This window comes from Verrucomicrobiota bacterium, from assembly GCA_019247695.1.
Taxonomy (GTDB): domain Bacteria; phylum Verrucomicrobiota; class Verrucomicrobiia; order Chthoniobacterales; family JAFAMB01; genus JAFBAP01.
Window position 1 is genome coordinate 41,722 of the sequence record JAFBAP010000183.1, and the last position, 25,807, is coordinate 67,528.

Sequence of the window (25,807 nt, forward strand, 5' to 3'; positions counted from 1 at the left end):
CCTGGCGATCATGCCAGAATGTCCCGGCGGGTCGAGCTTAAACCCGCCGTCGCCCCCGGCGCCGGCACCACCCGGTCCAACACTTTGGCGCTGCAGAGCACCCCCGGCAGGCCCGCCCCGGGATGGGTACCGGCGCCAGTGAAATAGAGCGCCTGCACATCTTCACTGACGTTATGGGGTCGGAACCAGGCGCTCTGCGTGAGAACCGGTTCGAACTGGAACGCAGATCCTGCGTATGCATCAAGTTCGTACTCAAAGTCCGCAGGCGTCATGATGCGCCGTGTGACGATATGACGGCGCAGATCCGGGCACCACCGTTCCAACGAGGCCAGAATTTGCTCGGCATACGCTTCCTTGACGCCGGCCCAGTCCACGCGCCCCTGCAGATTCGGCACCGGTGAAAGGACATAGAAGCATTCACAGCCCGGCGGTGCCAGCGTCGGGTCAGTCCGGGTCGGTGCGTGCAGGTAGACTGAAAAGTCGGAGGCCAGAACCTTGCGGCTGAAAATGTCCTTGAGCAACTCGCCGTAACGCTCGGTCAGGATGATCGTGTGGTGGGCCAGGTCGGGGTAGGTGCGGTCCGTGCCGAAGTACACGACAAACAGGCCCATTGAATAGCGCATCCTTTGCAGGCGTTGGTCGGTCCACTTCCGGCGCCACTCCGGCGCGATCAGTTTTCGGTAGGTGTTCGCCGTATCCCCGTTTGACACGACCAGCGCGGTGCGGAACTCGGCGCCGCCGGCCGTCCGTATCCCGGTCGCGCGTCCCCGCTCCACCAGGATCTGCGACACCGGCGAGTTCAGGTGCAGCACGCCGCCCATCTCGCGAAAGAGTTGCACCAGAGCGTTAACCACTGCCCCGGTGCCGCCCATCGCGAAATGCACCCCCCACTTCCGCTCCAGAAAGTGAATCATTGAATAGATCGAACTTGCCTGAAACGGGTTGCCGCCGATTAACAAGGGGTGAAAGCTGAACACCTGGCGCAGTTGCGGGTCCTGCAGGTAACGGCAGATCAGCCCGTAGACCGATTCGTGCGAGCGCAGGCGGATAAGATCCGGCGCAATTCTGGCCATGTCCCGGAAAGTCGAGAATGGCCGGTCAGCCAGGTCCACGAACGCACGCCGGAAGATCGCCTCAGATTGCCGGACAAACCGGCGGTAACCCGCGACGTCAGCACGGTTGAACTTCTCAATTTCGGCGAGGATGCGGCTTTCGTCGCCGGTGTAATCAAACCGGCGGCCGTCAGGAAAAAGGATTCGGTAATACGGGTCGCAGGGGACGATCCGCAGGTAATCGGCGAGGTTTCGCCCAGCGAGCGTGAACAGTTCCTCGATCAGGAATGGCGCCGTAATAATGGTGGGACCTGCATCAAACGTAAACCCGTCCTGTTCATAAACGTACGCCCGGCCGCCCGGTTTATCCCGCATTTCGAACAGGTGGACCTGGTAGCCGCGCGCCTGCAGACGAATCGCGGCCGCCAACCCGCCAAAACCGCTCCCGATCACCGCCGCCCGGAGCTGAGGGCCAGGCCGTTCGGCTGATGAAGGTGCGACCGCTGGCGTGCACGTTGTCATGAGGTTTGAATGAGGCGTCGGATCGTTTGCAAAAGATTGTGCAGTCCGGTCTGGATTTCGGGCCTGAGCATCGGTGATTCGATCGCCAGGCAGGTTTGCTGGAATAATTGTTCCACCACCGCCTCCTGCTCGGCCACTGCCTCGCTCTTCACGATGAGCCGTTGCATCTGACGGAGATCCGATGCGGTGCGTGACTTCTGACCCAGCAAGTTACGCAACTGCATGCGGTCTTCCGGCCCGAGGCGATCGTAAGCGGTGCATAATAGCAAGGTCTTTTTACCTTCTACCAGATCATCGCTTAACCCGCCCTGAACCCCGCGCACGAATTCTTTCAAGTCGTTCTGAATCTGAAACGCCAGACCGGCCGGCTGCGCCACGGCAGCCAACTGGCGCAATTCCGTTTCCGTAAGGCCGCCGATGATTCCGGCCAGAACGAGCGGGCATTCGAAGGTGTACCGGGCGGTCTTGCATTGATACATCCACTTGATCTCCCTTGCGCTTACCTGCGAAATACAACCCTCGCCCAGCAGGATGTCGGCGATCTCGCCATAACCCGTATCAAAAACGTAATCCAGAAGTTTCGAAAGCAAGGTTGCACGGACCGGGATCCGCGTATCGATGATGCATTTCTGGGCTAACGCAAAAAGCAGGTCTCCGAAAACGATCGTCAGGTTAGAACCGGTGCGGGCCGGTTGGCCGCCCTTACTTCGGTCTTCGAGGGAACGGTGCAGCGACGGCAAATCACGCCGGAAATCAGAACTATCGATCAGGTCGTCGTGGATCAGCACGAACGCGTGCAACAATTCCAGACCGGTCGCAACCGACACAAGCTCATTAAGCAGATGCGCCGATTCTGCTGGCTGGAACAGCTCCGCTGCCTGGAGAAACAGGAGAGGCCGGATGCGTTTGCCGGGCCTCCGCATATACTCCAGAAGCGCTTCATGAAAAAGGTCCAGGCGTTTGTCGCGGTATAGCTGGGTTAACCCGGCCAACTTGCGTACGAGTTGGTCGTCTACCAACCGGCGAAAAACCTGCGGGTGAGTAGGCGTGAAATCCTCCGCCGGTAGTCCCTGAGTTAACGGTGCCACGTCCAAAAATACGCGAGGTGTAAATATTTGGATGCTCAGGCGGGTTCGGAGTTCGGGGTTCGGGGCTCGGAGCCGTCGTGGAACCGGGTCCGATCTCCTCCGAGGGGCACGCTCACATGGCGGGAAGGCAGAATCATCCGCAGAACACGCAGAGAACGCAGAAAAAGAATCCCAAACGCTGGACCTGACAGCGGCAGCCGGCACCCATGATGCCGCTCCGCACTCCGAACTCCGAACTCCGAACTCCGAACTCTCCTCCTCCCGCCGTGGTCGCCGTGGTCCGCCGTGTTCGCCGTGTGAACTCTGTCGCCGTGCCCGCCAATCCCGCTGTGCCCGCCGTGTGACCGAACTCCGAACTCCGAACCCCGAACTCATTGCAGCCCGGGCACACCGGCGTATGGTGATCCCGGTAACCCATTTGCCTACATGACGTTTGCCGAACGCTTCCGTGATCCGAACCGCACCTTGTCCGCCAGCGCCCAATCTTTCCGACGCCTTCTGGAACCTTTGTCGAATCCGGGTCTGGAGGCGTTGGCGCAGCGCGCGGCCGCCATCACCCGCAAGCATTTCGGGCGCACGATGCGGTTGTTTGCACCGCTTTACTTGTCCAACGAGTGCATCAACAACTGCGCCTATTGCGGCTTTTCCCGTGACAACCCTATCCTGCGGGTGACCCTGACGGTCGAGCAGGTCCTGGCTGAAGCCCGTTACCTGGCCGATCGGGGCATCCGCAATGTCCTGCTCGTCTCCGGTGAGCACCCCAAGTACGTGTCCAACGGGTACCTGGCCTCCGTGGTGGCCGCGGTCCGGGACGTGATTCCGGCGGTATCCCTCGAAGTGGCGCCGATGGAGGTGGAAGATTACCGCCCCCTGGTGGCCAACGGCGCGGAAGGGCTGGTCGTTTACCAGGAGACTTACGATCGCGCCATCTACCGGGAAATGCATACGTCCGGGCCGAAACGCAATTTCGATTGGCGCCTGGAATGTCCCGAACGCGCGTTTGCCGCCGGGTTCCGGCGGCTGGGGATAGGCGTCCTTTTCGGCTTGGGGGATTGGCGGACGGAAGCGATGCACTTGTTTGAGCACGTGGAATTTCTGCTGCGCAAGTGTTGGCGGGCACAAATCACGGTAAGCTTGCCGCGATTGCGCCCGGCGGCGGGCGACTTTCACCCGAGGACGACGTTTTCAGAACGCGAACTCGTCCAGCTGGTCTGCGCGCTCAGGGTCATGCTCCCGCAAGTCGGTCTGGTTCTCAGCACCCGCGAACCGGGGCCCCTCCGGGATGCGCTGATGCCGTTGGGAATCACGATGATGAGCGCGGGCAGCTGCACGGCGCCGGGAGGCTATACCGGCCAGGGCTGCGAATCGCTCCACCTCACGGTTCGCGGCCGTGCCACGGCCGCCACGAATGTCCCTGGGAAAGCCGAAGCGCAGTTTGCCATCGACGACGATCGCTCGCCTGAAGAGGTCGCCGCCACGTTGACCCGCCTCGGCCTTGAGCCGGTTTGGAAGGATTGGGACCCGGCTCTCACCCTGGCGGACGCATGAAAATTCTGATTAACGGCCACCCTTCGGTTCAGTCCGACGACCTCACCGTCGGCGAACTGCTGGCCAGGCTTAACCTGCCGGAAAAAGCGGTCCTGGTGGAACGTAACCGTGAGCCCGTGGCGCGCAAAGATTTCGACGGGGTCCGTCTTAGGGAAGGCGACGTAGTGGAGATCGTGCAGATGGTGGCCGGCGGCTGACCCCGGCCAGGCTGTTGATCCGGGCGCCGGCTGGATTTTGTACAGAGCTGAGACATGGGGCGTTTTGCACCGGAAACCATCGAACAGGTTGCAGCCGCGACCGATATCGTCGAGCTGATCGGGTCATACTTTCCCCTTAAACGTGCCGGCACCGAATTTCGGGCCCTGTGCCCGTTCCACGACGAAAAGACGCCCTCGTTCCACGTCAGCCCGTCCAAACAATCCTATTACTGCTTTGGCTGCGGCGCCGGCGGGTCGGCGTTCCAGTTCCTCATGCAGTATGAGAACGTCGATTTCCCTGAAGCCGTCCGCCGGCTCGGGCGTCGCGCCGGGATCACCCTGACCGAACTGGAGCGGAGCCCGGAAGAGGAAGCCCACCGTGAACGCCGGAGCCGCCTGCTGCGCCTGCACGCCGAAGCCGCGGCTTGGTTTCACCACAACCTGCTGCGCCTGAGACAGGCCGATCACGCCCGGGCTTACATGCAGCAGCGCGGCCTGAACATCGACGTCGCCAAACGCTGGCAGATCGGTTACGCCCCGAACAGCTGGAATCAGTTGAGCCGGTGGGCGGAAACGGCGGGCTTCCGGCGCGAGGAACTGCTGGAGAGCGGCTTGGTTGTGTTGCGCAACGAACACGAGGGGGATTACTACGACCGGTTCCGCGACCGGCTCATGTTCCCCATCCGCAATGACGTCGGCGAAGTGATCGCTTTCAGCGGCCGCGTGCTTGACCCGAATGCTTCCGGGGGCAAATACGTCAACTCGCCCGAAACGAGCATCTTTTCGAAAGGGAACATCCTTTTCGGGTTTGACCGGACGAAACGAGCCGTGGCCAAGGCGGGGGTGGCCATCATCCTGGAGGGACAGATCGATCTGATCTCCTGCTTCGAAGCGGGCATCGAGAACGTCGTTGCCCCGCAAGGGACCGCGCTCACCGAAAGACATGCCGCCCTGCTCCGGCGTTTTGCGGAGGAAGTGCTGCTCTTCTTCGATGCCGACCGCGCGGGCGAAAAGGCGGCGGAACGCGCCCTCGAAATCCTTTACGCGGCCGGGTTGCAGGTGCGGATCGGCCGGCTGCCGCCCAAGGAGGATCCGGACTCCCTGATTCGCAGCCAGGGCGCCGCGGCCTTTCAGGCCCTCGTCGAGCAGAGCAAGGATTTCTTCGACTTCGAAATCGAACGCGTGTCGGCGCAGACCACAAACCCGACCACGGCCGAGCGGGTCGCGGCTGCGCGCAAACTGGCCCATTTTGTGAGCCTCGTTCCTGACCAGGTCACCCGCGAAACCATGCTCAGCCGCTTCGCATCACGGTTCAACCTGCCGCGGACGGCTTTGGAAGAGATGATCAGAGCGCCCAAGCCGGCTGCCCGGGGGCGAACCTTACCTTCCAACGGCCCCAACCCACCCCCGGCCACCCTCCGGCACGACCTGACGGTGCTCGCCAACATCGCCCTGACCGATCGCGCCACCCGGGAATGGCTGCGGGCGCAGTCCTGGGGTTTTATCCTCGATCACTTGCCGGAGGCCGGGTTCCTTCGCACCGTCCTGGCGGCAGATTTTGACCCGGAAAATGCGGCCAGTCTGGCCACGTTCCTCGCCACCCGCGAGCCCGTGGAGGCAGCGCTCGCTTCACAAGTGCTTGCCCTCAAACCCATCGACCCTGAAGTGCGCAAGGTCTTCTGGCTCGAATTCGCGGCCAAGCATTTGCGCGAACGCCGCGTTCAGCTCGAACGGATCCTGCGGCTGAGCCCTGAGGATTCACCCGCGTCGCTGGCGGCGGAACGCGAGCTAAAAGAAACTCTTGACCATGAATCGGACGTCAAAGATATTTCGCGACTTTTGACCCGGGCGTTGTGATCGATGGTGCATCCTCCTCGTAAAGCTTTTCTCGGTTACGTCTGCCGGTGCGTCCCCGCAACTACTACCTGCGCCTACTCGTTTCGTTATGCCCAAGAAGGTGACCTCAAATAAAAAGAATCCAAAGGCCGCCCGAACGCCGGCTGCTTCCAAACACACGACAGGCGAAAGGGCTCACCGCGGAACGGTGACCGCAGGTAAAAAGTTGAATTCCCGGGCTGAAACTAAAATCGAAAGCCTCGCTGCCGATCAAGACGATCCGGTGGAACCAAAAGGTACAAACGGGCTCGTGGGCTCCGAACTAAAATCCGGCTCCGGTGAGGGCAGCGTGGATCTGCAGGAGCGCCTGCGTGAACTCCTGAAGCTCGCCAAGGAGCAAGGGTACCTTACGTACGACGACATCAACGAAGCCTTGCCGGACGGCATGGCTGATCCGGACGAAATGGATCAGCTTCTCAGCCGTCTGCGGACGATGGAAGTCGACATCATCGACGCGTCCGAAGTTGACCGGTTTAAGGACGGTAAAAAGGACCTCGAGGACGACGATGAAGACGGAAAGGATAAAACGATCGACATCCTCGATGACCCCGTCCGCATGTACCTCAAGCAGATGGGCCAGGTTCCCCTCCTCACGCGGGAACAGGAAGTCGAAATCTCCAAGCGGATTGAAGGCGCCGAAGTGATGGTGCAAAAGCATATCCACCGCTTCGGGTTCACCGCGCGGGCTTACCTTGAGCTGGCGCAGAAGTTGGTCGAAGGACGCGAACGCTTCGATCGCGTTATCCTCGATAAGAAGATCGAGAGCCGCGAACGGTACCTGAAGGCGTTGCCGAAGCTCTGCGCTCAGCTGGAAAAGGCGTGCAACGACGCCGAACAGTTATACGCCAGGCTCATTCGGGTCCGGGCGGCGGAAGGCAACCAGGACAATAACACGGCCAGGATCGAGTTTCAGAAGGCGCACACCGCCCTGATGAAGCTTTACCCCCGCTTCTACTTCAAACAGAAGGTCATCGAAGAATTCGTTCAGTTGGCGGATGACCAATCCCGGCACATTCATAGCCTCCAGAACGAGATCGCCAAGTTCCGGCACCAGCAGGCGACCGAAAAGATGGCTGAGTACGGCCAGAAACTGCAACAACTCGAAAGCCGGCTCTGGCAGAAACCTGAAGACTTTCTGGCGCAGTACCAGGAGCTCAAGTCATGGTTGCGCAAGGCCCTGCGCGCCAAAACCGAAATGGTCGAAGCCAATCTGCGGCTGGTCATTTCCATCGCCAAGAAATACACCAACCGCGGCCTCTCGTTCCTGGACCTGATTCAGGAGGGCAACATGGGGCTGATGAAGGCCGTCGAAAAATTCGAGTACCGGCGAGGTTACAAATTCTCGACGTACGCCACCTGGTGGATTCGACAGGCGATTACGCGGTCCATTGCCGACCAGGCGCGCACGATCCGCATTCCCGTGCACATGATCGAGACGATCAACAAGCTGATGCGGGTGCAGAAGCAACTGGTTCAGGAGTACGGGCGCGAGCCGAATCCGGAGGAGGTGGCCGAAGAAATCCAACTGCCGGTCGAGCGGGTTCGCGCCGTGCTGAAGATGGCGCAACAGCCGATCTCGTTGCAATCACCGGTTGGCGATAGTGAAGACACCAGCTTCGGAGATTTCATCGAGGACAAAGGCGCGGAAAATCCGAGCGACATGACGGCCATTGTCCTCCTGCGCGAAAAGATCCGCGACGTTTTGGACACCCTGACCGAACGGGAACGCCAGGTGCTGGAACAGCGGTTCGGTCTAGTGGACGGTTACAGCCGGACCCTTGAGGAAGTTGGCCGCCAGTTCCGCGTTACCCGGGAACGTATCCGGCAGATTGAAGCGAAAGCCCTGCGTAAAATGCGTCACCCGACCCGCATCCGCCAGCTTGAAGGCTTCCTGGAAGCCGGAGACTAACTGGAAGACGGGCCACTCCTGAGTTATCTTGGGTCCCGGAGGTATTCCCGGCCGTTTGAAGCGGCTGGAAACGAGGCTGCGGATTACCTGATTTAGCGTATCTGTTTCGAAACTTTGACCGTAGCCCAGGGTTGAATAACACGAGATGAAGGATCCTGAACAGGACGAGTTGTGGGCTTTGTTGGGCAAAGCAAGAAGGGTTGAGCCTTCAGCTTTCTTCAGCGCCAAAGTGCTTGCGGCCGTACGGCAGGTTGACGCCAGACGGCGAAGCTTTTGGCGAAACTGGATTAGTTTCGGGTTGCCTGGTGCGGCTGCCGGGGCTGTGGCTGTGTCCCTGGCAATTTTGGCATTGCCGATTCAGCACAGCAAAAAGGTTTTTGTGCCGAAACCGATCGTCGTCTCGCAAGCAGAGCCGTCTGATGTCGAAGTTATTGCCGACTTGGACTACGATATGGCTTCAGAGGAATCCTCCGTATGGCTAGATTCCTCAGCTCGTTAAGCGCTCTCATCTTTGGTCTTTTTGTCACCGGGCACGCGCAGACGCCAGCACCCACGCCGGTGCCGGGCTCGCCCCTGAGTTCCCCGTCGTCGTCGGCCCAGCAGCAAACGACAAATCGATTGGAGGAGTTCAGGCATTCCTTTGAGCAACTCACGCCTGAGCAGCAGCAGAGATTCCTCCAGAATTATCATCGCTGGGAGGATCTCACTTCCGAGGAGCGCGAAATTTTGCGGCAACGCCAGCGCATGCGCGAGAAAAAGCGGGACGAAGATACCGCTGAAGCCCTGCAAAGATCAGGTCTGCACCTGACCGAGGATCAACGCGAACGGTTCCGCAAACGTTACCAGCAGGAACGGCGCAAGCTGGAAGAGCAACTCTTGAAAGAGACGCAGGAACGCCGCCAGGCCGGCAATACGGCGATCATCGAGGAATTAAGAAAGGAATTCACCTCGAGCTCACCCTCGAATTCGATGAGGTGAGTGGTGCCTTCAGCGGTGCGCGGGGGGAGCGGCGCCGGGGCGAAGCCTCCGGGCTGGCTGCCGGAGTGCTTCCATCTACGCCTTACCCGGTCTTTTCCGGTAACGCGCCATCAACTTGAAGTATCGAATCGTATCCCGAACGGGTCGTATCTTGCTGGTTTCATCCCGGTAAATTGTCCGGATCGGTACGAAGCACACACGGTGACCTTCGCGGCAAGCCAGCAACAGCGTCTCGGTTTCGAAATCAAAGCCGGTGCTGCACCTCATCAGCAGCGGAATCAATTCGCGACGCACCAACCGGTAGCCGCACTGGCTGTCGGGAAGCTTCTGTCCGCAAACGGAGCTGATCTGCCATGACATGAACTGGTTCGTCCAGCGGCGAATCAGCGGCATGCCCGAGAGATCATTCATGCGGTTGCCCACAATCAGGTCCGCCCCGGTCCGGTCCGCGGCATCAAAAAACAGCCGGATATCCCCGGGATCATGCTGGCCGTCGCCGTCCAGGAGAAAAAATCGTTCCACGCCGGTACCGGCCAGAAAATTCAGCCCGGTCTGAATGGCGGCGCCTTTGCCTCGATTACGTTCGTGGCGTAACACCAACGCACCCGCGCGCTCGGCTGCCGACGCCGTTCCATCAGGCGAACCATCGTCGACCACCACAACCGGGCCCACTTGTTTCCGGAGTCCCTGGACTACAGCTCCGATGAACGCTTCTTCGCGATACGCCGGAATAATCGCGCCGGTCCACGGCGACTGTGACGGTTGCTGCCCCATCAGCGCGAGCGCCGTCGAGCCGGATGATAATCGGCCGCGTGGTAGGAACTACGCACCAAAGGACCGGACGCGACGTACTCAAATCCTTTTCGTTCAGCAACTTCCTTGTAAAAAGCGAACGTTTCCGGCCGGACGTATTCAACCACGGGCAGGTGCTGCGGCGTGGGCCGCAAATACTGGCCCAGAGTCAGCACCTGGACCTTGGCATCCAGCAAGTCGTCCAAGGCCTGAAAAAGCTCTGGTTCCGTTTCACCCAGCCCGAGCATCAGCCCGCTCTTGGTGACCACAGCCGGATCGACTGCCTTCATCCGGCGAAGCACATTCAGCGATAAGCGGTACTTCGCACGGGACCGAACAAATGGGGTCAAGCGCTCAACCGTCTCCAGGTTGTGGTTGAAAATGTCCGGTTGCGCCGCCGCCACCGATGCCAGCGCCGGTTCTTTGCCGTTGAAATCGGGCGTCAAAACCTCAATCACGATTTCCGGATCGAGTGCACGCACGGCGCGGATCGTCTGGGCAAAGTGCTCCGCGCCCCCGTCAGCCAGGTCGTCGCGGGCCACGGCCGTGATCACAATGTGCTTAAGACGCATCCGCCGCACCGCTTCCGCCACCCGCTGCGGTTCGTCCGCTTCCAGCGCGAACGGTTTTGCCGTTGAGACCGCGCAAAAGCCGCACGCCCGCGTGCAACGTTCTCCGGCGATCATGAAGGTAGCCGTGCCTTGACTCCAGCACTCCCAGCGGTTCGGGCACTGGGCCGATTCACAAACGGTATGGAGCCGCAGGTCGGAGATGAGCGCTTTGGTTGAGAAGAAAACCGGGCTGCTCGGCAGCCGAACCTTGATCCATTCGGGCTTCTTCGCCTGGTGGAGGGACGGGTCAATCTTTTGACACGACATGAGAACTCGAAATTACCGGGAGCCAGCCCGGTTTGCAAATCGCTGTGGCGGGTCGCGGGTAAGGTTCGGAGTTCGGGGTTCGCAGCGGCAGTGTGAAGGGCAAACGTCCATCGCAGCCCCAAATCCGAAAGTAATCCGCCTTCCCGCCGTCAGCCCCGTGTTCCGCCGTGGCGCCGTGTGACAAAAAAGGCGCCGTAAGACGGCGCCTTCTGAAAATCTTGCCGGAACGAAGGCTTAACGCTTGGAAAATTGAAACCGCTTCCGGGCACCGGGTTGACCCGCCTTCTTGCGCTCTTTCATGCGCGGATCCCGAGTCAGCAGACCTTGCTCCTTCAGGGACGGACGCGTTGCCGCGTCGTATTGGAGCAGCGCTCGAGCGATGCCAAGGCGGACCGCGCCAGCTTGGCCGGCGATACCACCTCCGTCCGTGCGCACCCGTACGTCAAAGTTGTTTGTGGTCTTTGTCACCTCAAACGGCTTAAGCACCGTTAACTGCAGCGACGGGGTCGTGAAGTATTCTTCAAATGAACGGCCATTCACGACAATTTTCCCGGTACCCCGCACAAGGCGAACCTGGGCAACGGCGGTCTTACGGCGACCTGTGGCGGCAAAAACTTCAGGCATAATGACAATCGGTTCAGTTCAGAGGAATCGGCTGTTGCGCTTGGTGGGGGTGCTGGTCGCCCCGGTAAACTTTCAGCTTCGTAAAGATTCGGCGGCCAAGACGATTGTGTGGAATCATCCCTTTCACGGCGTGCTCAATCAGAAGCTCAGGACGGCGCTGGCGCCGCTGCTGCACCGTTTCGGACTTGTGGCCCCCAACGTAACCCGAAAAGCTCATATACGTCTTTTGCGTCTCTTTTTTACCTCCAAGCCAGACTTTTTCGGCGTTGATGACCACCACATAATCACCCGTGTCCACATGGGGCGTGAAAATTGCCTTGTTCTTGCCCCGGAGGACGTTGGCAATCCTGACGGCAACGCGGCCCAGCGGCTGATCTTTGGCGTCAATGATGTACCATTTACGCTCTATCTCGCTCGCTTTGGCTGAAAACGTCTTCATAAAGTGCTTCCAAAAGAGCCGGGAAATTAACTTTCTGCCTTAGGGCTGTCAACCGGTTTATGGGCGGTTCAACCGCTTGAGCGCCCCAGGCGTAACGTCCTCGATGAAACGCGTCATCCACTGGTTCCGCCGCGACCTTCGGATTTCGGACAATACCGCCCTTTACCATGCCTGCAGGGCCGGCGACGAGGTGCTGCCTCTCTACGTCGTGTCGACGTGGAAAGGCCGCCATCCCTGGACCGGCCCGAGCCGCCAGCAATTCTTGTGCGGCTGCCTGGATTCATTGGCCAAGAACCTGGCCCTGGTCGGAGGGCGCCTCATCATCCGGATCGGTGAACCGTGCGCCGAGCTCGAACGTTTGGTCAAAGAAACCTCTGCTGAAGCGATTTATACCAACCGCGGGGTGGACCCTTTCGACGTGACATTGGAAAGCTGTCTCGAAAAAAGGGCGCGCGACTGGGGCATCGAATTCCACCGGTTTCTTGACGTGACGATTCAAGCCCCCAATGCCGTCCTGACCCGGTCCGGGCAGCCCTTTCGCGTTTTCGGTCCCTACGCGCGCGCCTGGCAGGGCGTCCCGCGTCCGGCGGTACTACCTAAAATCGACCGGTTACATACCCCGGGGACTGTCCCCAGCGAACCCCTTCCCACCCTTGCCCACTGGAACCTGCAACCCGAAGCCAGCATCGTCGAACCGGGCGAGAAGGCGGCCCGGAATCGCCTCAGACAGTTTCTGGATGGCCCGATCTTCGAATACGCTGCTAAACGCAACCTGCCGGCCGAGGCGGGCAACTCGCGACTGTCGCAAGACCTGCGCTGGGGCACGCTCTCGCCCCGTCAGGTGTTAACCGCGGCCGAAAGACTCCTGCACGGCGGTGATGCCGCCCAACGCCGGAGCATCGGAGCGTTCATCAATGAGCTCATCTGGCGCGAATTCTATCTGCAGATCCTTTGGCATTACCCCGAAGTGGTGCATCAGAATTTCGTCCACGGCCTTGATGCGCTGGCCTGGGACGACGACGAAGCCGCTTTCCGCCGTTGGCGTGAAGCCGCCACTGGTTTCCCGATCGTCGATGCCGGGATACGCGAGCTATTGGCCACCGGCTTCATGCATAACCGGCTGCGCATGATAACGGCCATGTTCCTGACCAAGGATCTGCACGTGCACTGGAAGCGGGGCGAACAGTTCTTCTGCCGAAAACTTGTCGACGGTGAAATCGCGTCCAACAACGGTGGATGGCAATGGAGCGCTGGGACGGGGGCGGACGCAGCGCCCTATTTCCGGATCCAGAACCCATGGACCCAGACGAAGCGTTACGATCCCGAAGGCGTGTACATTAAGAAATGGGTACCCGAACTCCGCGACGTGAAGCTGATCGACCTTATGCGGCCCCCAAACAGCCCGCTGATTAAAGGTTACCCTCTGCCCATGGTCGACCACGACCGCGAACGGGAGTTAACCGTCGAACGGTTTCAGCGGGCTCAACAAGGTAAGGCGCCGGAAAAGACGGATTGCCGTGACCCATTTCCGTAAGGGTTAGCCGGGCACCACGGCGTTCAACCGCTCTCTTCCACCGGCACGGCACGGCCACGGCGCCACACAAACCAACCCCCGACCGCTTTCTCATCCGGCGGATCCCCGGCGGTCACCCCAGCCTCCCTCAAGTGCTGCGTCGTCCGCGGCCGCACCCGCGCCCCCTGCTCTTCCACAAACGCCCGGCGGCCCAGCACCAGCCCGTAGGTCAGAAATCGCAGCCGGCACCTCAGCCGCTCCAGCCACGACAGCGCCCCCTGTTCCTGCTCGACCACCCGGCGGGCTGCCTCCAGGCCCAGCGCCGCTTGGCCCGCCTGCGAACTGACCACCCCCGTACGATACAGCAATCGCCGGTAGGCCGCCTGCACCTCCGTCCAGTCAGCCCCTGTCTGCGAATCGTAACCCAAGGCGCGCGCAAGCCCTGCCCGCAACCGGCCTGCCCCCACCGCCTCGCCATAGCCGCAGTAACGGTAATCTTTCGGGTCAGCGCATAATCCAGCCCGCACCGGATTGAGGTCGATGTAGAGGGCCACGGCCGTCAGCGCTACGCCCCCGTCGACCAGCAGGCTTTTGAATCGTTCGGCCCACAGCGCCCCGTAGCGATCGTGCTTGCGGTTGTACCACTGGGCAAAGCGGCTTTTGAGCTCCTGAAGGAAGCGGGACAGGTCGAACATACGCGCTTGGTAGCTTCGCCGTAAGGTTTGGGCAGCTAGCTCGCCTCCGGGCGTCTTGCCTTGCAGCACCCGCTCGTCGGTGTTGCGGCGTTCCGGCCCATAGAGGGCCTCGACCCGGTCCAGCAACTCCGGGTCGGACAGGAGACGGGGTTGGGGCACTTCGCACAAGATATGGAAGTGATTGCCCATAAGGGCGTAAGTGAGAATCGTGATGCCGCTGAAAGCCGCCAGCCCGTGCAGAAGGCGTACGAAGTACTCCGCTTCTCCGGAGCCGTACCCGGTGGTTTTAAAGATGAATTCGCCGCCGGTGATGCGCGACAGGCAGTGGTAAAAGCAGGTGGGGCCGGGGCCTTTGAGGCGGGCGAGACGCATGGGTCAGGCGAATTCATAACTCATAAAAACAAAGTTGCAAATACGGATTCTCATTCCCCTTGCCCTGGCGGCAATTGGTCTGTCCCTATCGATCCACGCCAACCAGCGACCGCGCTCCCGCGGGTCGCCCCAACCGAGGCCGGGCGCCGATAAAACATCGATCAATTAGGCCTGTCCGCATCGACGAATAATGGCCAGCTCCGGTAAGCGGGTCTGTCCCGGTCGCCCCACAAGACGTGCCCACCCGTATTACCCTCCCCGACTTGGGCGCAGCGCCGGGCCAAGGTTGGCCAAATGGGCCGATTTAGCCCGCTGGCGCTCCGGCTGCGCCGCCCCCGGGAAACCTCCGGTACGGGGACAGGCCAGATTATACGACGGGGACAGGCCAGATGATACCAGGGAGCGGCCTACAAGGGCCAAGGCTCTCCTCCAGATCGGAAGAGCGGGTCCGTTCTTCCTTGGACCCTGGGCGTACATAGGGACAGGCCCGTTTTTCTCCTAGGGACAGGTCCGTTTGTTTCCCGAGTGTGGAATGACGAAAGGCGCAATGACTTGGAGGTTTCTGCCTCGTAATCGCTGGCACCCGGCACAGTACCGCGGGTACCCCGGACCTAGTGCAATCTCGAAGGACGTGTTGTGAGAGTACCCGGGCCGTGGTAAGCTCGACGATGGAGCCTCCGTTGTTTGTGCGGCCCTTGACGGCCGAAGAAGTCCAGCAGCTGCGCGCCGGCCTGCAGTCCCGGGACGCCTTCACGCTGCGTCGCTGCCAAATCCTGCGGGCCAGCGCCCAGGGCCAACGGCCGGCCCAAATCGCCGCCGCCCTGGGCTGCGCCTCCCAAACGGTGCGCAACACCCTCCACGCCTTCGAGCAGCAAGGGCCCGACTGCTTGACGCGGGGCTCCAGCCGGCCCCACTCGGCCCACCGGCTGCTGGACGCCCCGCGGGCCGAGCGCTTACGGGACTTGCTGCACCAAAGCCCGCGCGCCTTCGGCTACCCCCAGAGCCACTGGACGTTGCCACTGGCGGCCGAAGTGGCTTACCAGCAGGGGCTCAGCGAGCGGGTGTTGAGTGCTGAGACGGTGCGGCAGGCCATCCAGCGGCTGCGCCTGGGCTGGAAGCGGGCCAAGCAGTGGATCACGAGCCCCGACCCGGCCCACGAGCGAAAAAAAAAGCCCGGGCGCGGCTCTTGAGGTTAGCTGAGGCGCACCCCGACTGGGTGGTGGGTTTTGTCGATGAGACCTGGTGGAGCCGGTTGGCCCGCCCGGCGCTGCACGCCTGGAGCGGGCCGGAAGGGCCCTTGCGGTTAGAAGAACTTCAGGCCGACAAGGACGACCCGGACCCTAAAGCCCTCTGCTGTTACGGGTTGTTGCGGGCCGACACCGAGGCCATCTGGCTGCGCTTCGTGCAAGGCCGGCCGGTTAGTCAGGTCACCGAGGATTTCCTGGGCTGGGCCTGCGAGCGGTTGGCCGCCGAAGGGCGCCGGGCCCTCTTGTTAGTTTGGGACAACGCGGCCTGGCACAAGAGGAGAGCGGGTGCGCGCCTGGATTCGGGCGCAAAACCGGCGGCTCAAACGCGAAGGGCGCGTGCGCATCGTGGTTTGCGCCTTGCCGATCAAGAGCCCGTGGCTCAACCGGATCGAGCCTTACTGGGTGCACGGCAAACGCGCCATCCTCGAAGCGGACCGCAAAGTGACGGCGGCCGAAACCATCGAGCGGGTCTGCGCTTACTTCGGCTGCGAAAGCTTCCCGCCGCTTGCCCAACAGCTCAATTGAAACTGCACTAGGGCAGGGCAGGAACGTTTGTCCCCGCCCCCTTACTCTGCAGACGCGGCGCTTGGGTTGAAGCGGCTCAGGGGCCAGACGAGAGCGCCATGATGACTCCACACCGCTCGCGGATTAGAGGAATCCGTTTCGCGCAGGGTGTAAATTATCCGTTTGATCCGCAGCGTGTATTAGTTATTTATGCAAGCCTTTTTCGGTACCCGCCTGCTCTGCCTCTTTCTTTTGTTTATCTCCCCTGCCCTTTCCGTTCATGCTGAGGATTTCGGATCCGCCCTGGCCAGGGTCGACCAACTCGAAGATCGGGGTGAATTAAAGCCGGCTCTCGAAATTCTTGAGGAGCTCAATCGGACTCACCCGGACAACCCGTCCGTGCTTTACCGATTTTCTAATGTGTACGCAGACCTGGTGGACACCGCGCCGGAAAAAGAACAGAGAACGCTTGCGAAACAGGCGCTGACCTACGCGCAACGTGCGGTAACGGGGGCGCCCTACGATGCAAAAGCGCACCTTGCGCTCGCCATCGCCTACGGCAAGATGGCCGACTTCGTCGATAACCGAACGAAAATGGAATACTCGAAGTACGTTAAGTCGGAGGCGGAACGAGCGGTCCGGCTGGACCCGAAACTCGACGATGGATACGAGGTTCTGGCGCGTTGGCACTTCGAGATGGCGACGCTGAACCCGATCCTGGCCGGAATTGCCAGGATCCTTTACGGGGATTTGCCCCCCGCGTCGAAGGAGCAAGCCTTCGAAAATTTCAACAAAGCCATCGCGATCTCGCCGAACAACATCGGCTACCATGCCGAGTACGCCAAAGCTTTGGAGAAGAGTGGTCAGGTTCAGGCGGCGAAAGCCGAGTGGCGCAAGGTTCTCCAACTCCCGCCGCAGGACGATGAAGACCGCCGTTACCAGCGCGAAGCAGCCGCCAAACTGCGTTAAAGGCCACCTTCACGGACACCCAGTCCCCCGCGGCGCCGCCATTCATGCGTCAACGCACGTTGTCGCGCCTGCCGAACAGCACGGACAACCACCCCAGCAACATCCCGATTCCGCCAAAGGGTGTAATTGCCCCAAAGGCCGAAATGCGGGTGACCGCGAGAAGGTACAATGAACCGCTAAAGATTACCACGCCCAGAAAAAAGGACCAGAAAGTCAATCGTGAAATGGCGGCCTGCCCGGAGATGGCCAGGAGGGCCACAGCATGCACCAAGTGGTAAAGTACGGCTGTTTGCCAGACCGGCATCATACCTGCTGCCTCCAGGCTGGGATGCAACGCGTGCGCACCGAAGGCACCCAACAGCACCCCAAAGAAACCGAGTACAGCCGTCAATTTTCTTGCTAGTTGGACGTTCATTAGACGTTGGATTAAGGATCAAATGAGGCACTTATACCTTTTTGTGTTCAGTTTCGCTTTGCTGACAAGACTCGCCGCCGCCGCAGCAGCAACAACAACATCAGCAGCAGCAGATCTCGCTGCCAATCTCGCGCAGGCGGATCAAGCCGAGCAAGCCGGCGAAACTGACCGCGCCATCGAGATTCTCAAAAGAGCGGAAAACCAGGATCCGGGTAACGCCCAAATCGAAAAACGGCTCAGCCGCCTGTACAGCTGGAAGATCGAAGACACAAACATTCCCGGCGAACGGAAAAATTACGCGGATCTGGCAGTTAGGCTGGGTGAGAATGCCGTCCGCAAGCTTCCCGGCGATCCGCAGGCCCACATCGCGCTGGCCGCAGCCTACGGCGAGATCTGCGACATGCTGGACGGCCGCACCCGAGTTGAATACTCCAAACGGGTTTACCATGAAGTCACGCGCGGACTGCAACTGGACCCGTCCAACGATTACGGGCACCTGATTCTGGCGCGTTGGAATTTTGAAATGGCGAACACCAACCCGATCCTACGCGGGATCGCCCAGGTGGTTTATGGGCAGTTCCCCCCTGCCTCCAAGGAAGAGGCGATCGAGAATTTTAGAAAGGCGATTGCGTTGGCGCCCAATCGTATCATCCACCACGCCGAGTACGCCAAAGTTCTCGAGGCCATGGGCAATATGCCGGCGGCCCGGGAGCAATGGCAAAAAGTGTCGGAACTAAAGCCGGTCGACGCGCAGGACCGTCGCTACCAAACCTTGGCGGCGGCTCGTTTGGGCAGATAAACTGGCGTGCCCTTTCACTCAACCGTTTCCAGGAGGGCACGGTAAGCTGCCAGGACGCCTGCCCGCACCGGCTGAGCTCTTTCCGCCAAGTGGCGCTGCAAACGAACGTATTCACCCCGGCCATCACTGGTTTCCAGGGGGATCGGCTCGTACCCTAACGGCTTCAAGTCATACGGGCTTGCGCGCATATCGATCTCCCGCGCGGCCACCGCGAGCAGGAACGCGTCGGCGAGCAATTCGCCCGCTAACCAAGGGTAAACTTTATAGCAGAACCGGTATAGATCCATGTTCACGTGAATGCACCCGCGCTGGTCGTGTGCCGTGGTGGTGTCACGGCTCAGGGCAAGCTCGTTTCGCGGCAGGGCTGCGCCGGTAAAAAAGCGATAAGCGTCGTAATGGGTGCAACACAGGGCTTGTTCTTCCAAAACCCGCTCAAGCTCACCGGCAGCCAACCGGAGATTCATCTGGGAATGCCGCGTTCCCCGGCTGCGGTAAACCATCGCCCACTCATGCAAGCCGAGACACGCAAAGGCGGGTGGCCGCGCACTGGTCGTTGTCAGAAAATGCGCAGCCCACCGCAGGTAATCGAGGCGCGCAGCCGGAAACGGCGCCACGCGAACCCCGCCCGCAACCTCCATAAAACCTTTCCTCCCCGCAAACGCCGGACCCGCCCGCGATCCGCCCAGCACCACGCCCGGTCCGGGGCTCCAGCGCAGCAGCGAACCGGGCCGGAACGAGTAGTATTCGAACAGAAAATCGTAAATGGGATGTTTTTCCTGGCGCGACTTTCGTGCGAGGGCAGGCAGCACGTACGGTTCGAGGCGGAGCCGATGCCGCTGCATCCGTTCCATCCACTCGTCTTCACCCCAAACCGTGCACGTCATCAGAAGTTTTTAGGGCCATCCGGCACCAACGGCAAACGCGCCGTCGAACCGGCTCGTTCGTCGCAACGGCGCAGACCGCCCCATCCCGCCGCTTGGTTCCCGCTCCAAAGCCGGCGGGCGCGTACTGGTGCGGTGTCCCGCACAATACGCTTGATTAATTGACCCGGGCACGGAATGCTCCGTCGAGCATGCAGTTTACCTATGACGTCGCGGTGATCGGGGGCGCGATAGCAGGTGCCTCTGCCGCTTTCCTGCTAAAGCATCAGCACCCTGACTTGCGCGTCTTGATCATCGAAAAATCGACCGAATTTGACCGTAAAGTCGGGGAATCGACCAGTGAAGTCAGCGCCAGCTTCCTGAGCCGGGTGCTCAACCTGGCCCAACACCTCGGTCACGAGCAATTGACGAAGTCCGGACTGCGTTTTTGGTTTTACCGGCAACCAGCCGATAACTTCGACCGCTGCGCCGAACTCGGACCGCTGTACCAGACGCGGCTTCCGACTTTTCAACTGGACCGTTCCAAGCTTGATCAGGTGATCCTGGAGAAAGCCGCGGCCGCCGGCTGCGAACTCTGGCGCCCTGCAAAAATCAAAGATTTATCCCTGGGGGGTGAGGGCCGCAATCAGATCACCGTACGCGTTGGGGAGGAGATGCGCACGGTTACGGCCCGGTGGGTCATTGACGGGACTGGCCGTGCAACCATCATCGCGCGAAAGTTAAAGCTCTTCCGTTCTCTTGAAGAGCTTCCGACCAACGCGGTCTGGGCGCGCTTCAAAGGGGTGACCGACATCGACGGCCTTCAACTCTGGGACGAACGCCCCGATTTTGCCCATTCTTGCAGGGTCATGCGCCAGTGGGCAACCAACCATCTGATGGGGTACGGCTGGTGGTGCTGGATCATCCCACTTCGAGGCGGAGATTTCAGCGTCGGGATCGTTTACGATCAGCGGATTTATGAATTGCCCCCCGGTCCGACCTTGGCCGACCGGTTGAAAGCGCACCTGCTGACCCACCCGCTGGGCCGGAAGCTCTTTGCAAACGCACAGCATATTGAGAACGACGTTCGCGCCTATTCGCAGCTTCCCTTTTACAGCGAGCAAACGATGGGGGACGGTTGGATCCTGGTGGGGGACGCGGCCGGATTCCTGGATCCTCTTTACAGCCCGGGGCTCGACATGGTGGCCTTCACGGTCAGTGCTGCCGTGGACCTGGTGGCAGACGCATTGGTGGGCCGGGATATTTCGGCCCGGCGAGACGCTTACAACCGGTCTTACCAAGAACAATATCGCACCTGGTTCGAAGGGGTCTATAAAGACAAGTATTATTACATGGGCGATGCCGAGCTCATGACCATCGCGTTCCTGCTGGACGTGGGCTGCTACTTTATCGGTCCGGTGCGCCAGGTTTACGGCCGCTGCCCGAAACGTTACACCATTTTTCCCTATACCGGGCCGATCGGTTCGTCGGTGGGCAGGTTTATGCGACTCTACAATCGCCGCTTGGTCGCGATCGCAAAACGGCGGTACGCGGCCGGTATTTACGGTTCCGCCAACCTTGACCGCCGGCTTCTGCTTCCCGGCTTTAGCCCGGACCACACGAGTTTCAAATTCATCCGTCTTGGAGTACGCAAGTGGCTCAGGGCCGAGTGGCAACATCGTTTTACCCGAATTTCCAAGGGGACCGGCAGCCAGTCTGGAAAAGGGGACCACGGCCAGCCCTCAGAAACGCCAAGCGCTGCGTCCGGGACAGTAAAACAAGCCTGATGTTGCTGGTCGTGCCCAACTTGCGGAATCGACCGCACCCATCCCCCGTCAACCAACCACCGCAATTTTGTCACCGTCATCGAATCGTCTGATCGTCGTCAAAGCGACGGATTGTCACGTGTTTCCAAACCACGGTGCTTCAGAAGTGGCCGTTCCGACGCCCTCCCGGACCAGGTTCGCTTGAGGGCCGGCTTCAGAGAGACCGTTGCGGCTCCGACCGGCAGAGCGGTTCGCTTACCTCGAAACACCCATTTTTCTTTCGTTGCTATGGCCAAAGATTTCAAACCTACCGTTGAGGCCCTCCGGCAGATGACGGAGAAGGCTAAAGCGGGACGGCTCGCCGCAGCTGATGAGCAAGCCGGGGCCTCCTCGTTCCGCGATTTAGTCCTCGGCGGCGGTAAAGCTCTCGCGGCGGCGCTTGAGTTACTCAATGAAGTGCCCTGGTACATTTCCGTGAACGGGACAGTTGACGCGTGGGCGCACCTCACCCCGGCGCGGAAACGCAGTTTTCTGGCTGCGTTGCGCCCTCTGCAGGCCGAGGTGGCCCTGCGGATGCGGTTAAGCATTGCCCGCGGGCTTTTCAAGGTTGACCCGGAAAGCGCTCTTAAGTTGATCGTCAGCACCCTGGGGGAAATGCACAAGAGCGGGAACTTACAAGGCCGTGACCGGTCTGCGGTAGCCAACGTGCTGATCGGGAAAACGAAGCCTTGGCTGTTCCAGCTTGACTTGTCCAAGTTGAGAGCCGCCGACGCAAAGCTCATTGCCGTCTGTGCGCTGGAAGCGTGTACGGTTGCAAGTCCGCCCGCAGCCTTTGCGGTGATTGAATGGGCCAAACCGTACGCGGCGGTATCAGCCCTGAACGAGGAGGCACGGTCTGAATTGGCGAAAGTCCTGGCGAAATGGTCAGGCCGCTGGCAGAAACAAATCGCCAAGCTCGACCTTCCGGACGACGTGCGTGCGCAGGTCGGCAGTGCAAAAAGCGCTCAGCCGCAACCTGCCGCGCCGGATCCCGCACCCGCCAACCCGGCTTCCGTGCCGCCGCCTTCCGCTGATCCGGATGCGCCGGCTCCGGCCGAACCGCAACCGCCTGCATCACGCGAGAAAGCGGCCAAGCCCACGAACCCCCGTCACGCGGCCCGGCCGGCACCGGCTCAAAAGACTCCTCAGAAACCGGCTGGGAGAGAAAACCAAAACCTGGTGATTTCCGATTTGCTCCGGCAAGTCGAACACCGGTTCGAACAAGTAAAAGGGGAATTGCAGGCTGCACGGCAGCAACTTCGCAACCTTACCCCCGTGAACGGTTCGAGCAGCGGCGGGGCCGCCGGGGCGCACGCGCCGGAGCTCCAGAAGCTGCGGGAAGAGAACTCGCGCCTGACCGAAGAGATTCGGCAACTGCGTGGAATCCTGGATGAACTGGCGGCAGACCGGTTCGACGTGGCCGTCAGCCGCCGCGCCGATACCGAGCAGCCTGACAATGACCCGCTGTCTCAGTACCAATCCCTGTTGACCCTGAAACTGCGGGAGGAGATCATGCGGTTCCAGTCGCTCAACCGCGAGAATCACCTGGATGGTTTGCCACTCCTCCTGGAGAACGTCATTAACGTGTTGGAGGCGCACGGCATCGATCTTTCCAACATCCAGCCCCCGCCGCCGCCGCCCAAACGCAGGTATTAAGATTTAAGATGCAGTCATGTTTCCGGGGACACGACTTCCGCATTGAGGTTCGGCCTGTGGCGATCTAGGCTAACCTTTGCGGCGGGGCCGACGGCGGCCGGTCGCTTCCAGATCATTCGCCAAAAGCACGTTCCGAAACGGGCGGAGCCGGCCCAGGGAGAGGGATCCTTTATTGCGGAATGTATTTTTGGCAAACGGTACAGCCATGGACCGCAAAATCATCCACCTCGACATGGATTGCTTTTATGCGGCAATCGAGGTGCGCGATCATCCGGAACTGGCCGGAAAACCGGTCGGCGTCGGTGGGGCACGCCACCGGCGCGGTGTGTTGACGACGTGCAACTACGAGGCACGCAAATACGGCGTGCGGTCGGCCATGCCGACGTTCGAGGCCTTACAAAAGTGCCCGCACCTGATCGTGATGCCGACGCGCTTCGACGTCTACCGCCGCGAATCGGCCCGGATCCGAAACATTCTCTACAAGTTTACCTCCATTGTTGAACCGCTCTCACTCGATGAGGCCTTTCTCGACCTGAGCGCTCAGGAAGGAGAACCCGTGGCCGTAGCAAAAGTGATCCGTGAGATGATCCGCCAGCAGACCGGGCTGACGGCTTCCGCCGGAATCGCCCCGAATAAAATGCTGGCCAAGATCGCGAGCGACTGGCGAAAGCCGAACGGCCAGTTTGAGATCAAGCCGGAAGACGTACCGGCTTTCATGGAGAATTTGCCCGTTCACCGGCTGTGGGGTATCGGCCAGAAAACCGCGAAGCGGCTGGCCGGCAGCGGCATTCAAACGTGCCGCCAGCTGCAGGCTTATCCGCGCCTGCAGCTCTATTCCTGGTTCGGCAAATTCGGGCTCGAACTTTTCCAACTCTGCCGGGGAATCGACGAGCGGCCGGTGGAGCCGGACCGGCACAGGAAATCCTTAAGCAACGAGAGGACTTTCGTGCATAATCTCACCTCGCCGGCGCAATGCGAGGGTAAGTTGCCTGAGTTGTTCGAAGATCTGATGCAAGACCTGGCCAAGCATGACGGCAAAACCAAAGTACGCGGGGTGATGGTAAAGATCCGGTTTGCCGACTTCACGCGGACGACCGTGGAACGGGCGGACCTGCCCCTTGCGCTCGAGAGCTTCCGGCTTCTACTCCACGAAGGGCTTCAACGTAAGACCCTGCCCGTCCGCCTGCTGGGCGTCGGGGTCCGTCTGGATGAGCCCGACGAATCGACCGATACGCAGCTCGAGTTCGACCTGGCGTGAAAAGAAGATCCGCAAAGCACGCACACCACGCAGAAAACGACAAAACGTCCACAGATTACACCGGCACCGATTAACCCGGATGAAGCGATCACCCGGCAGCGTTGGCGTTCTTCATTTGTGGCATTTCTCCGCTGGTGGCATTTGTGGCATTCTTTACCATGCTCACGCCGTACACGTTCTCACCCCAGGCTCGTCTCCTGGATTTTATGCGCCAAGCGGCCGACCCGACGCTGATTAACCTGGCAGCCGGCCTGCCCTCTTCCCTCTCCGTTCCGAAACAGGAAATTGCGGCCGCGTTCAACCACGTGTTCCTGGCAGACGCCGACCCTGCGCTCGGGTACCATTCCCCTGACGGTGATTACGCGTTGCGCGCGCTGATCGCCGGCCGGCTCAGCCGGCGGGGGATACGCGTCTCGGCTGAGCAAATCGTGATGACCACGGGCTGCACCCAGGCATTGCATGGAATGATCCGGCTCTGGGCGCGGCCCGGTGACGTCGTGGCCTGCGAAGCACCCGCCTATTATGCTTCCCTGGAAGTTTTGGGAGACCTCGGCGTTCAAGTCCTGCCCATACCCGTACGCGACGAGCAAGGAATTGACCTCGACTGGGTAGCCACGCTCTTTCCCAAGTTTCAGCCCAGGTTTGTCGTCGTGTGCCCGACGCTTTCGAACCCTTCCGGTGCAACTCTGCCGCCGGAAAACCGCGAAACGCTCCTCGAGCTCTGCCGGCGTTCCGGGACGCGGATCATCGAGGATGACATTTATGGGGAGTTATGCGAGGACGCCAAAGTGCAGCCGATCCGCGCGTACGACGACGGCACCACGGTGGCTTACGTGAGCAGCTTTTCGAAAACGGTTGCACCCGGCCTTCGACTCGGTTTCTGCGTGCCCGGACCGGATTACGATCGTTTTGCCCTGTTGAAATGCCAGCAGGACATGCACTCCGCGACGCTGTGCGAGGCCGGTTTCCGGCGATACCTCGAACGGGGCACCCTCGACGATCAACTGGACACGCTGCGCAAGTTTAACCGGGAACGCCGCGAACTCGGGCTTGGCGTAATCGCCGAGCATTTCCCAGCCGACGCCAAGGTTTGGGAACCGGCCGGCGGTTTCATGCTGTGGGTTGACCTCGTTGACGGAACCGACCTTGAGACCGTCTACCGTGCAGCCCTGGCGGAAAAAGTGGCTTTCTGCCGCGGCAACGCCTTTTACACCACGCCGGCGGTGCCTGCCGCGATGCGTCTGAACACCTCGCGGCCCACACCGGACGAACTCGTTCGCGGCCTGAAAATTCTCGGAAAAATTTTGCGCGCACACCGGAATTATCCGCAGAACACGCCGAAGAACGCAGCAAAGAGAAAACATCCACAGATTACACGGATTGCCACAGATTAAGGTCACAAGGCGGCCGCAGCGGGTTTGGCGGGCACAGCGGAAGAGTTCACACGGTCACACCACGGGCACAGCGGAAGAGTTCACACGGCGCCGCGGCGGAACACGGCGGCCACGGCGGGAAGAGGAAAAGTTCGGGGCTCGGCGTTCGGAGTTCGGAGACGTCGTACAGCCGGATTCGATTTCCCCCGAGGTCAGGCTCACACCGCGGAAAAACGGAGTTATCCGCAGAACACGCCGAAGAACGCAGCAAAAGAATCCCAAACGCTGGACTTGACACCGACAGGCGGCGCCCATGCTGCCGCTCCGAACTCCGAACTCCGAACTCCGAACTCCGAACTCCGAACTCCGAACTCCGAACTCCGAACTCCGAACTCCGAACTCCGAACTCCGAACTCCG

General features: G+C 60.6%; 22 protein-coding genes and 1 pseudogene. 14 read left to right on the forward strand and 9 right to left on the reverse strand.

Annotation, left to right across the window (positions count from 1 at the left end):
- Positions 1–8 precede the first annotated feature (8 nt).
- Both JO015_21375 and JO015_21380 read right to left on the reverse strand, forming a co-directional pair.
- A complete protein-coding gene (locus tag JO015_21375; protein ID MBW0001656.1) occupies positions 9–1,574 on the reverse strand; it encodes a phytoene desaturase in 1,566 nt (521 codons plus the stop codon).
- The gene (locus tag JO015_21380; GenBank protein ID MBW0001657.1) at positions 1,571–2,662 is read right to left on the reverse strand and encodes a polyprenyl synthetase family protein; all 1,092 of its coding nucleotides are present in this window, start codon (positions 2,660–2,662) and stop codon (positions 1,571–1,573) included. The genes JO015_21375 and JO015_21380 overlap by 4 nt, the downstream gene beginning before the upstream one ends.
- Before the next feature lie 426 nt (positions 2,663–3,088).
- Here JO015_21380 and thiH point away from each other — a divergent pair, with 426 nt between their 5' ends.
- The 6 genes from thiH to JO015_21410 all read left to right on the forward strand — a co-directional run bounded on the left by thiH (position 3,089) and on the right by JO015_21410 (position 9,190).
- A complete protein-coding gene (gene thiH, locus JO015_21385) occupies positions 3,089–4,210 on the forward strand; it encodes a 2-iminoacetate synthase ThiH (protein MBW0001658.1) in 1,122 nt (373 codons plus the stop codon).
- A complete protein-coding gene (gene thiS / locus JO015_21390; GenBank protein ID MBW0001659.1) occupies positions 4,207–4,407 on the forward strand; it encodes a sulfur carrier protein ThiS in 201 nt (66 codons plus the stop codon). Before thiH ends, thiS begins: the two co-directional genes overlap by 4 nt.
- A 54-nt stretch (positions 4,408–4,461) precedes the next feature.
- A complete protein-coding gene (dnaG, locus tag JO015_21395) occupies positions 4,462–6,264 on the forward strand; it encodes a DNA primase (protein ID MBW0001660.1) in 1,803 nt (600 codons plus the stop codon).
- An 88-nt stretch (positions 6,265–6,352) separates the two neighbouring features.
- A complete protein-coding gene (rpoD, locus tag JO015_21400; protein ID MBW0001661.1) occupies positions 6,353–8,212 on the forward strand; it encodes an RNA polymerase sigma factor RpoD in 1,860 nt (619 codons plus the stop codon).
- Positions 8,213–8,357: 145 nt separating this feature from the next.
- Positions 8,358–8,711, forward strand: coding sequence for a hypothetical protein (locus JO015_21405; GenBank protein ID MBW0001662.1), 354 nt, complete (start codon positions 8,358–8,360; stop codon positions 8,709–8,711).
- Entirely contained in the window at positions 8,687–9,190 is a 504-nt protein-coding gene (locus tag JO015_21410) for a DUF3106 domain-containing protein (protein ID MBW0001663.1), read from the forward strand. The genes JO015_21405 and JO015_21410 overlap by 25 nt, the downstream gene beginning before the upstream one ends.
- A 75-nt stretch (positions 9,191–9,265) precedes the next feature.
- On the opposite strand, the gene JO015_21415 is transcribed toward JO015_21410, so the two are convergent.
- From JO015_21415 to rplM, 4 genes are all read right to left on the reverse strand, one after another.
- Complete coding sequence (locus tag JO015_21415) at positions 9,266–9,964, reverse strand: glycosyltransferase family 2 protein (protein MBW0001664.1); 699 nt, start codon at positions 9,962–9,964, stop codon at positions 9,266–9,268.
- Positions 9,964–10,860 (reverse strand): lipoyl synthase, encoded by an 897-nt coding sequence (lipA, locus tag JO015_21420; GenBank protein MBW0001665.1) that lies wholly within the window; start codon positions 10,858–10,860, stop codon positions 9,964–9,966. The genes JO015_21415 and lipA overlap by 1 nt, the downstream gene beginning before the upstream one ends.
- Positions 10,861–11,094: 234 nt before the next feature.
- Positions 11,095–11,484 (reverse strand): 30S ribosomal protein S9, encoded by a 390-nt coding sequence (rpsI, locus tag JO015_21425; GenBank protein ID MBW0001666.1) that lies wholly within the window; start codon positions 11,482–11,484, stop codon positions 11,095–11,097.
- A 13-nt stretch (positions 11,485–11,497) separates the two neighbouring features.
- Entirely contained in the window at positions 11,498–11,923 is a 426-nt protein-coding gene (gene rplM / locus JO015_21430) for a 50S ribosomal protein L13 (protein ID MBW0001667.1), read from the reverse strand.
- A 103-nt stretch (positions 11,924–12,026) separates the two neighbouring features.
- Here rplM and JO015_21435 point away from each other — a divergent pair, with 103 nt between their 5' ends.
- Positions 12,027–13,457 (forward strand): deoxyribodipyrimidine photo-lyase, encoded by a 1,431-nt coding sequence (locus JO015_21435; protein MBW0001668.1) that lies wholly within the window; start codon positions 12,027–12,029, stop codon positions 13,455–13,457.
- A gap of 23 nt (positions 13,458–13,480) precedes the next feature.
- Here JO015_21435 and JO015_21440 read toward each other — a convergent pair whose 3' ends face one another.
- Entirely contained in the window at positions 13,481–14,503 is a 1,023-nt protein-coding gene (locus JO015_21440) for a transposase (protein MBW0001669.1), read from the reverse strand.
- Positions 14,504–15,171: 668 nt separating this feature from the next.
- On the opposite strand from JO015_21440, the pseudogene JO015_21445 reads away from it, so the two are divergent.
- Together JO015_21445 and JO015_21450 are read left to right on the forward strand one after the other, a co-directional pair.
- Positions 15,172–16,275: pseudogene (locus JO015_21445) on the forward strand (IS630 family transposase).
- 189 nt (positions 16,276–16,464) lie between these two features.
- A complete protein-coding gene (locus JO015_21450) occupies positions 16,465–17,223 on the forward strand; it encodes a hypothetical protein (GenBank protein ID MBW0001670.1) in 759 nt (252 codons plus the stop codon).
- A gap of 49 nt (positions 17,224–17,272) precedes the next feature.
- Here the strand turns inward: JO015_21450 and JO015_21455 are convergent, their stop codons facing one another.
- Entirely contained in the window at positions 17,273–17,638 is a 366-nt protein-coding gene (locus JO015_21455) for a DUF423 domain-containing protein (GenBank protein MBW0001671.1), read from the reverse strand.
- 22 nt (positions 17,639–17,660) lie between these two features.
- On the opposite strand from JO015_21455, the gene JO015_21460 reads away from it, so the two are divergent.
- Complete coding sequence (locus tag JO015_21460) at positions 17,661–18,437, forward strand: hypothetical protein (GenBank protein ID MBW0001672.1); 777 nt, start codon at positions 17,661–17,663, stop codon at positions 18,435–18,437.
- 14 nt (positions 18,438–18,451) lie between these two features.
- On the opposite strand, the gene JO015_21465 is transcribed toward JO015_21460, so the two are convergent.
- Complete coding sequence (locus tag JO015_21465) at positions 18,452–19,321, reverse strand: 3-methyladenine DNA glycosylase (GenBank protein MBW0001673.1); 870 nt, start codon at positions 19,319–19,321, stop codon at positions 18,452–18,454.
- A gap of 188 nt (positions 19,322–19,509) precedes the next feature.
- Here JO015_21465 and JO015_21470 point away from each other — a divergent pair, with 188 nt between their 5' ends.
- The 4 genes from JO015_21470 to JO015_21485 all read left to right on the forward strand — a co-directional run bounded on the left by JO015_21470 (position 19,510) and on the right by JO015_21485 (position 25,410).
- The gene (locus tag JO015_21470; GenBank protein MBW0001674.1) at positions 19,510–21,084 is read left to right on the forward strand and encodes an NAD(P)/FAD-dependent oxidoreductase; all 1,575 of its coding nucleotides are present in this window, start codon (positions 19,510–19,512) and stop codon (positions 21,082–21,084) included.
- Positions 21,085–21,351: 267 nt separating this feature from the next.
- Positions 21,352–22,758 (forward strand): hypothetical protein, encoded by a 1,407-nt coding sequence (locus tag JO015_21475; GenBank protein MBW0001675.1) that lies wholly within the window; start codon positions 21,352–21,354, stop codon positions 22,756–22,758.
- A 205-nt stretch (positions 22,759–22,963) separates the two neighbouring features.
- Entirely contained in the window at positions 22,964–24,016 is a 1,053-nt protein-coding gene (gene dinB / locus JO015_21480) for a DNA polymerase IV (GenBank protein ID MBW0001676.1), read from the forward strand.
- A gap of 143 nt (positions 24,017–24,159) precedes the next feature.
- Positions 24,160–25,410, forward strand: a complete 1,251-nt coding sequence (locus JO015_21485) for a PLP-dependent aminotransferase family protein (protein MBW0001677.1) — start codon at positions 24,160–24,162, stop codon at positions 25,408–25,410.
- Positions 25,411–25,807: the final 397 nt, after the last annotated feature.

Excerpts from the sequence above, each read along its gene's own strand:
- JO015_21375 (MBW0001656.1), bottom strand. The coding sequence starts at position 1,574 with ATGACAACGTGCACGCCAGCGGTCGCACCTTCATCAGCCGAACGGCCT.
- thiH (MBW0001658.1), top strand. The coding sequence starts at position 3,089 with ATGACGTTTGCCGAACGCTTCCGTGATCCGAACCGCACCTTGTCCGCC.
- thiS (MBW0001659.1), top strand. The coding sequence starts at position 4,207 with ATGAAAATTCTGATTAACGGCCACCCTTCGGTTCAGTCCGACGACCTC.
- dnaG (MBW0001660.1), top strand. The coding sequence starts at position 4,462 with ATGGGGCGTTTTGCACCGGAAACCATCGAACAGGTTGCAGCCGCGACC.
- rpoD (MBW0001661.1), top strand. The coding sequence starts at position 6,353 with ATGCCCAAGAAGGTGACCTCAAATAAAAAGAATCCAAAGGCCGCCCGA.
- JO015_21405 (MBW0001662.1), top strand. The coding sequence starts at position 8,358 with ATGAAGGATCCTGAACAGGACGAGTTGTGGGCTTTGTTGGGCAAAGCA.
- JO015_21410 (MBW0001663.1), top strand. The coding sequence starts at position 8,687 with ATGGCTAGATTCCTCAGCTCGTTAAGCGCTCTCATCTTTGGTCTTTTT.
- JO015_21415 (MBW0001664.1), bottom strand. The coding sequence starts at position 9,964 with ATGGGGCAGCAACCGTCACAGTCGCCGTGGACCGGCGCGATTATTCCG.
- lipA (MBW0001665.1), bottom strand. The coding sequence starts at position 10,860 with ATGTCGTGTCAAAAGATTGACCCGTCCCTCCACCAGGCGAAGAAGCCC.
- rpsI (MBW0001666.1), bottom strand. The coding sequence starts at position 11,484 with ATGCCTGAAGTTTTTGCCGCCACAGGTCGCCGTAAGACCGCCGTTGCC.
- rplM (MBW0001667.1), bottom strand. The coding sequence starts at position 11,923 with ATGAAGACGTTTTCAGCCAAAGCGAGCGAGATAGAGCGTAAATGGTAC.
- JO015_21435 (MBW0001668.1), top strand. The coding sequence starts at position 12,027 with ATGAAACGCGTCATCCACTGGTTCCGCCGCGACCTTCGGATTTCGGAC.
- JO015_21440 (MBW0001669.1), bottom strand. The coding sequence starts at position 14,503 with ATGCGTCTCGCCCGCCTCAAAGGCCCCGGCCCCACCTGCTTTTACCAC.
- JO015_21450 (MBW0001670.1), top strand. The coding sequence starts at position 16,465 with ATGCAAGCCTTTTTCGGTACCCGCCTGCTCTGCCTCTTTCTTTTGTTT.
- JO015_21455 (MBW0001671.1), bottom strand. The coding sequence starts at position 17,638 with ATGAACGTCCAACTAGCAAGAAAATTGACGGCTGTACTCGGTTTCTTT.
- JO015_21460 (MBW0001672.1), top strand. The coding sequence starts at position 17,661 with ATGAGGCACTTATACCTTTTTGTGTTCAGTTTCGCTTTGCTGACAAGA.
- JO015_21465 (MBW0001673.1), bottom strand. The coding sequence starts at position 19,321 with ATGACGTGCACGGTTTGGGGTGAAGACGAGTGGATGGAACGGATGCAG.
- JO015_21470 (MBW0001674.1), top strand. The coding sequence starts at position 19,510 with ATGCAGTTTACCTATGACGTCGCGGTGATCGGGGGCGCGATAGCAGGT.
- JO015_21475 (MBW0001675.1), top strand. The coding sequence starts at position 21,352 with ATGGCCAAAGATTTCAAACCTACCGTTGAGGCCCTCCGGCAGATGACG.
- dinB (MBW0001676.1), top strand. The coding sequence starts at position 22,964 with ATGGACCGCAAAATCATCCACCTCGACATGGATTGCTTTTATGCGGCA.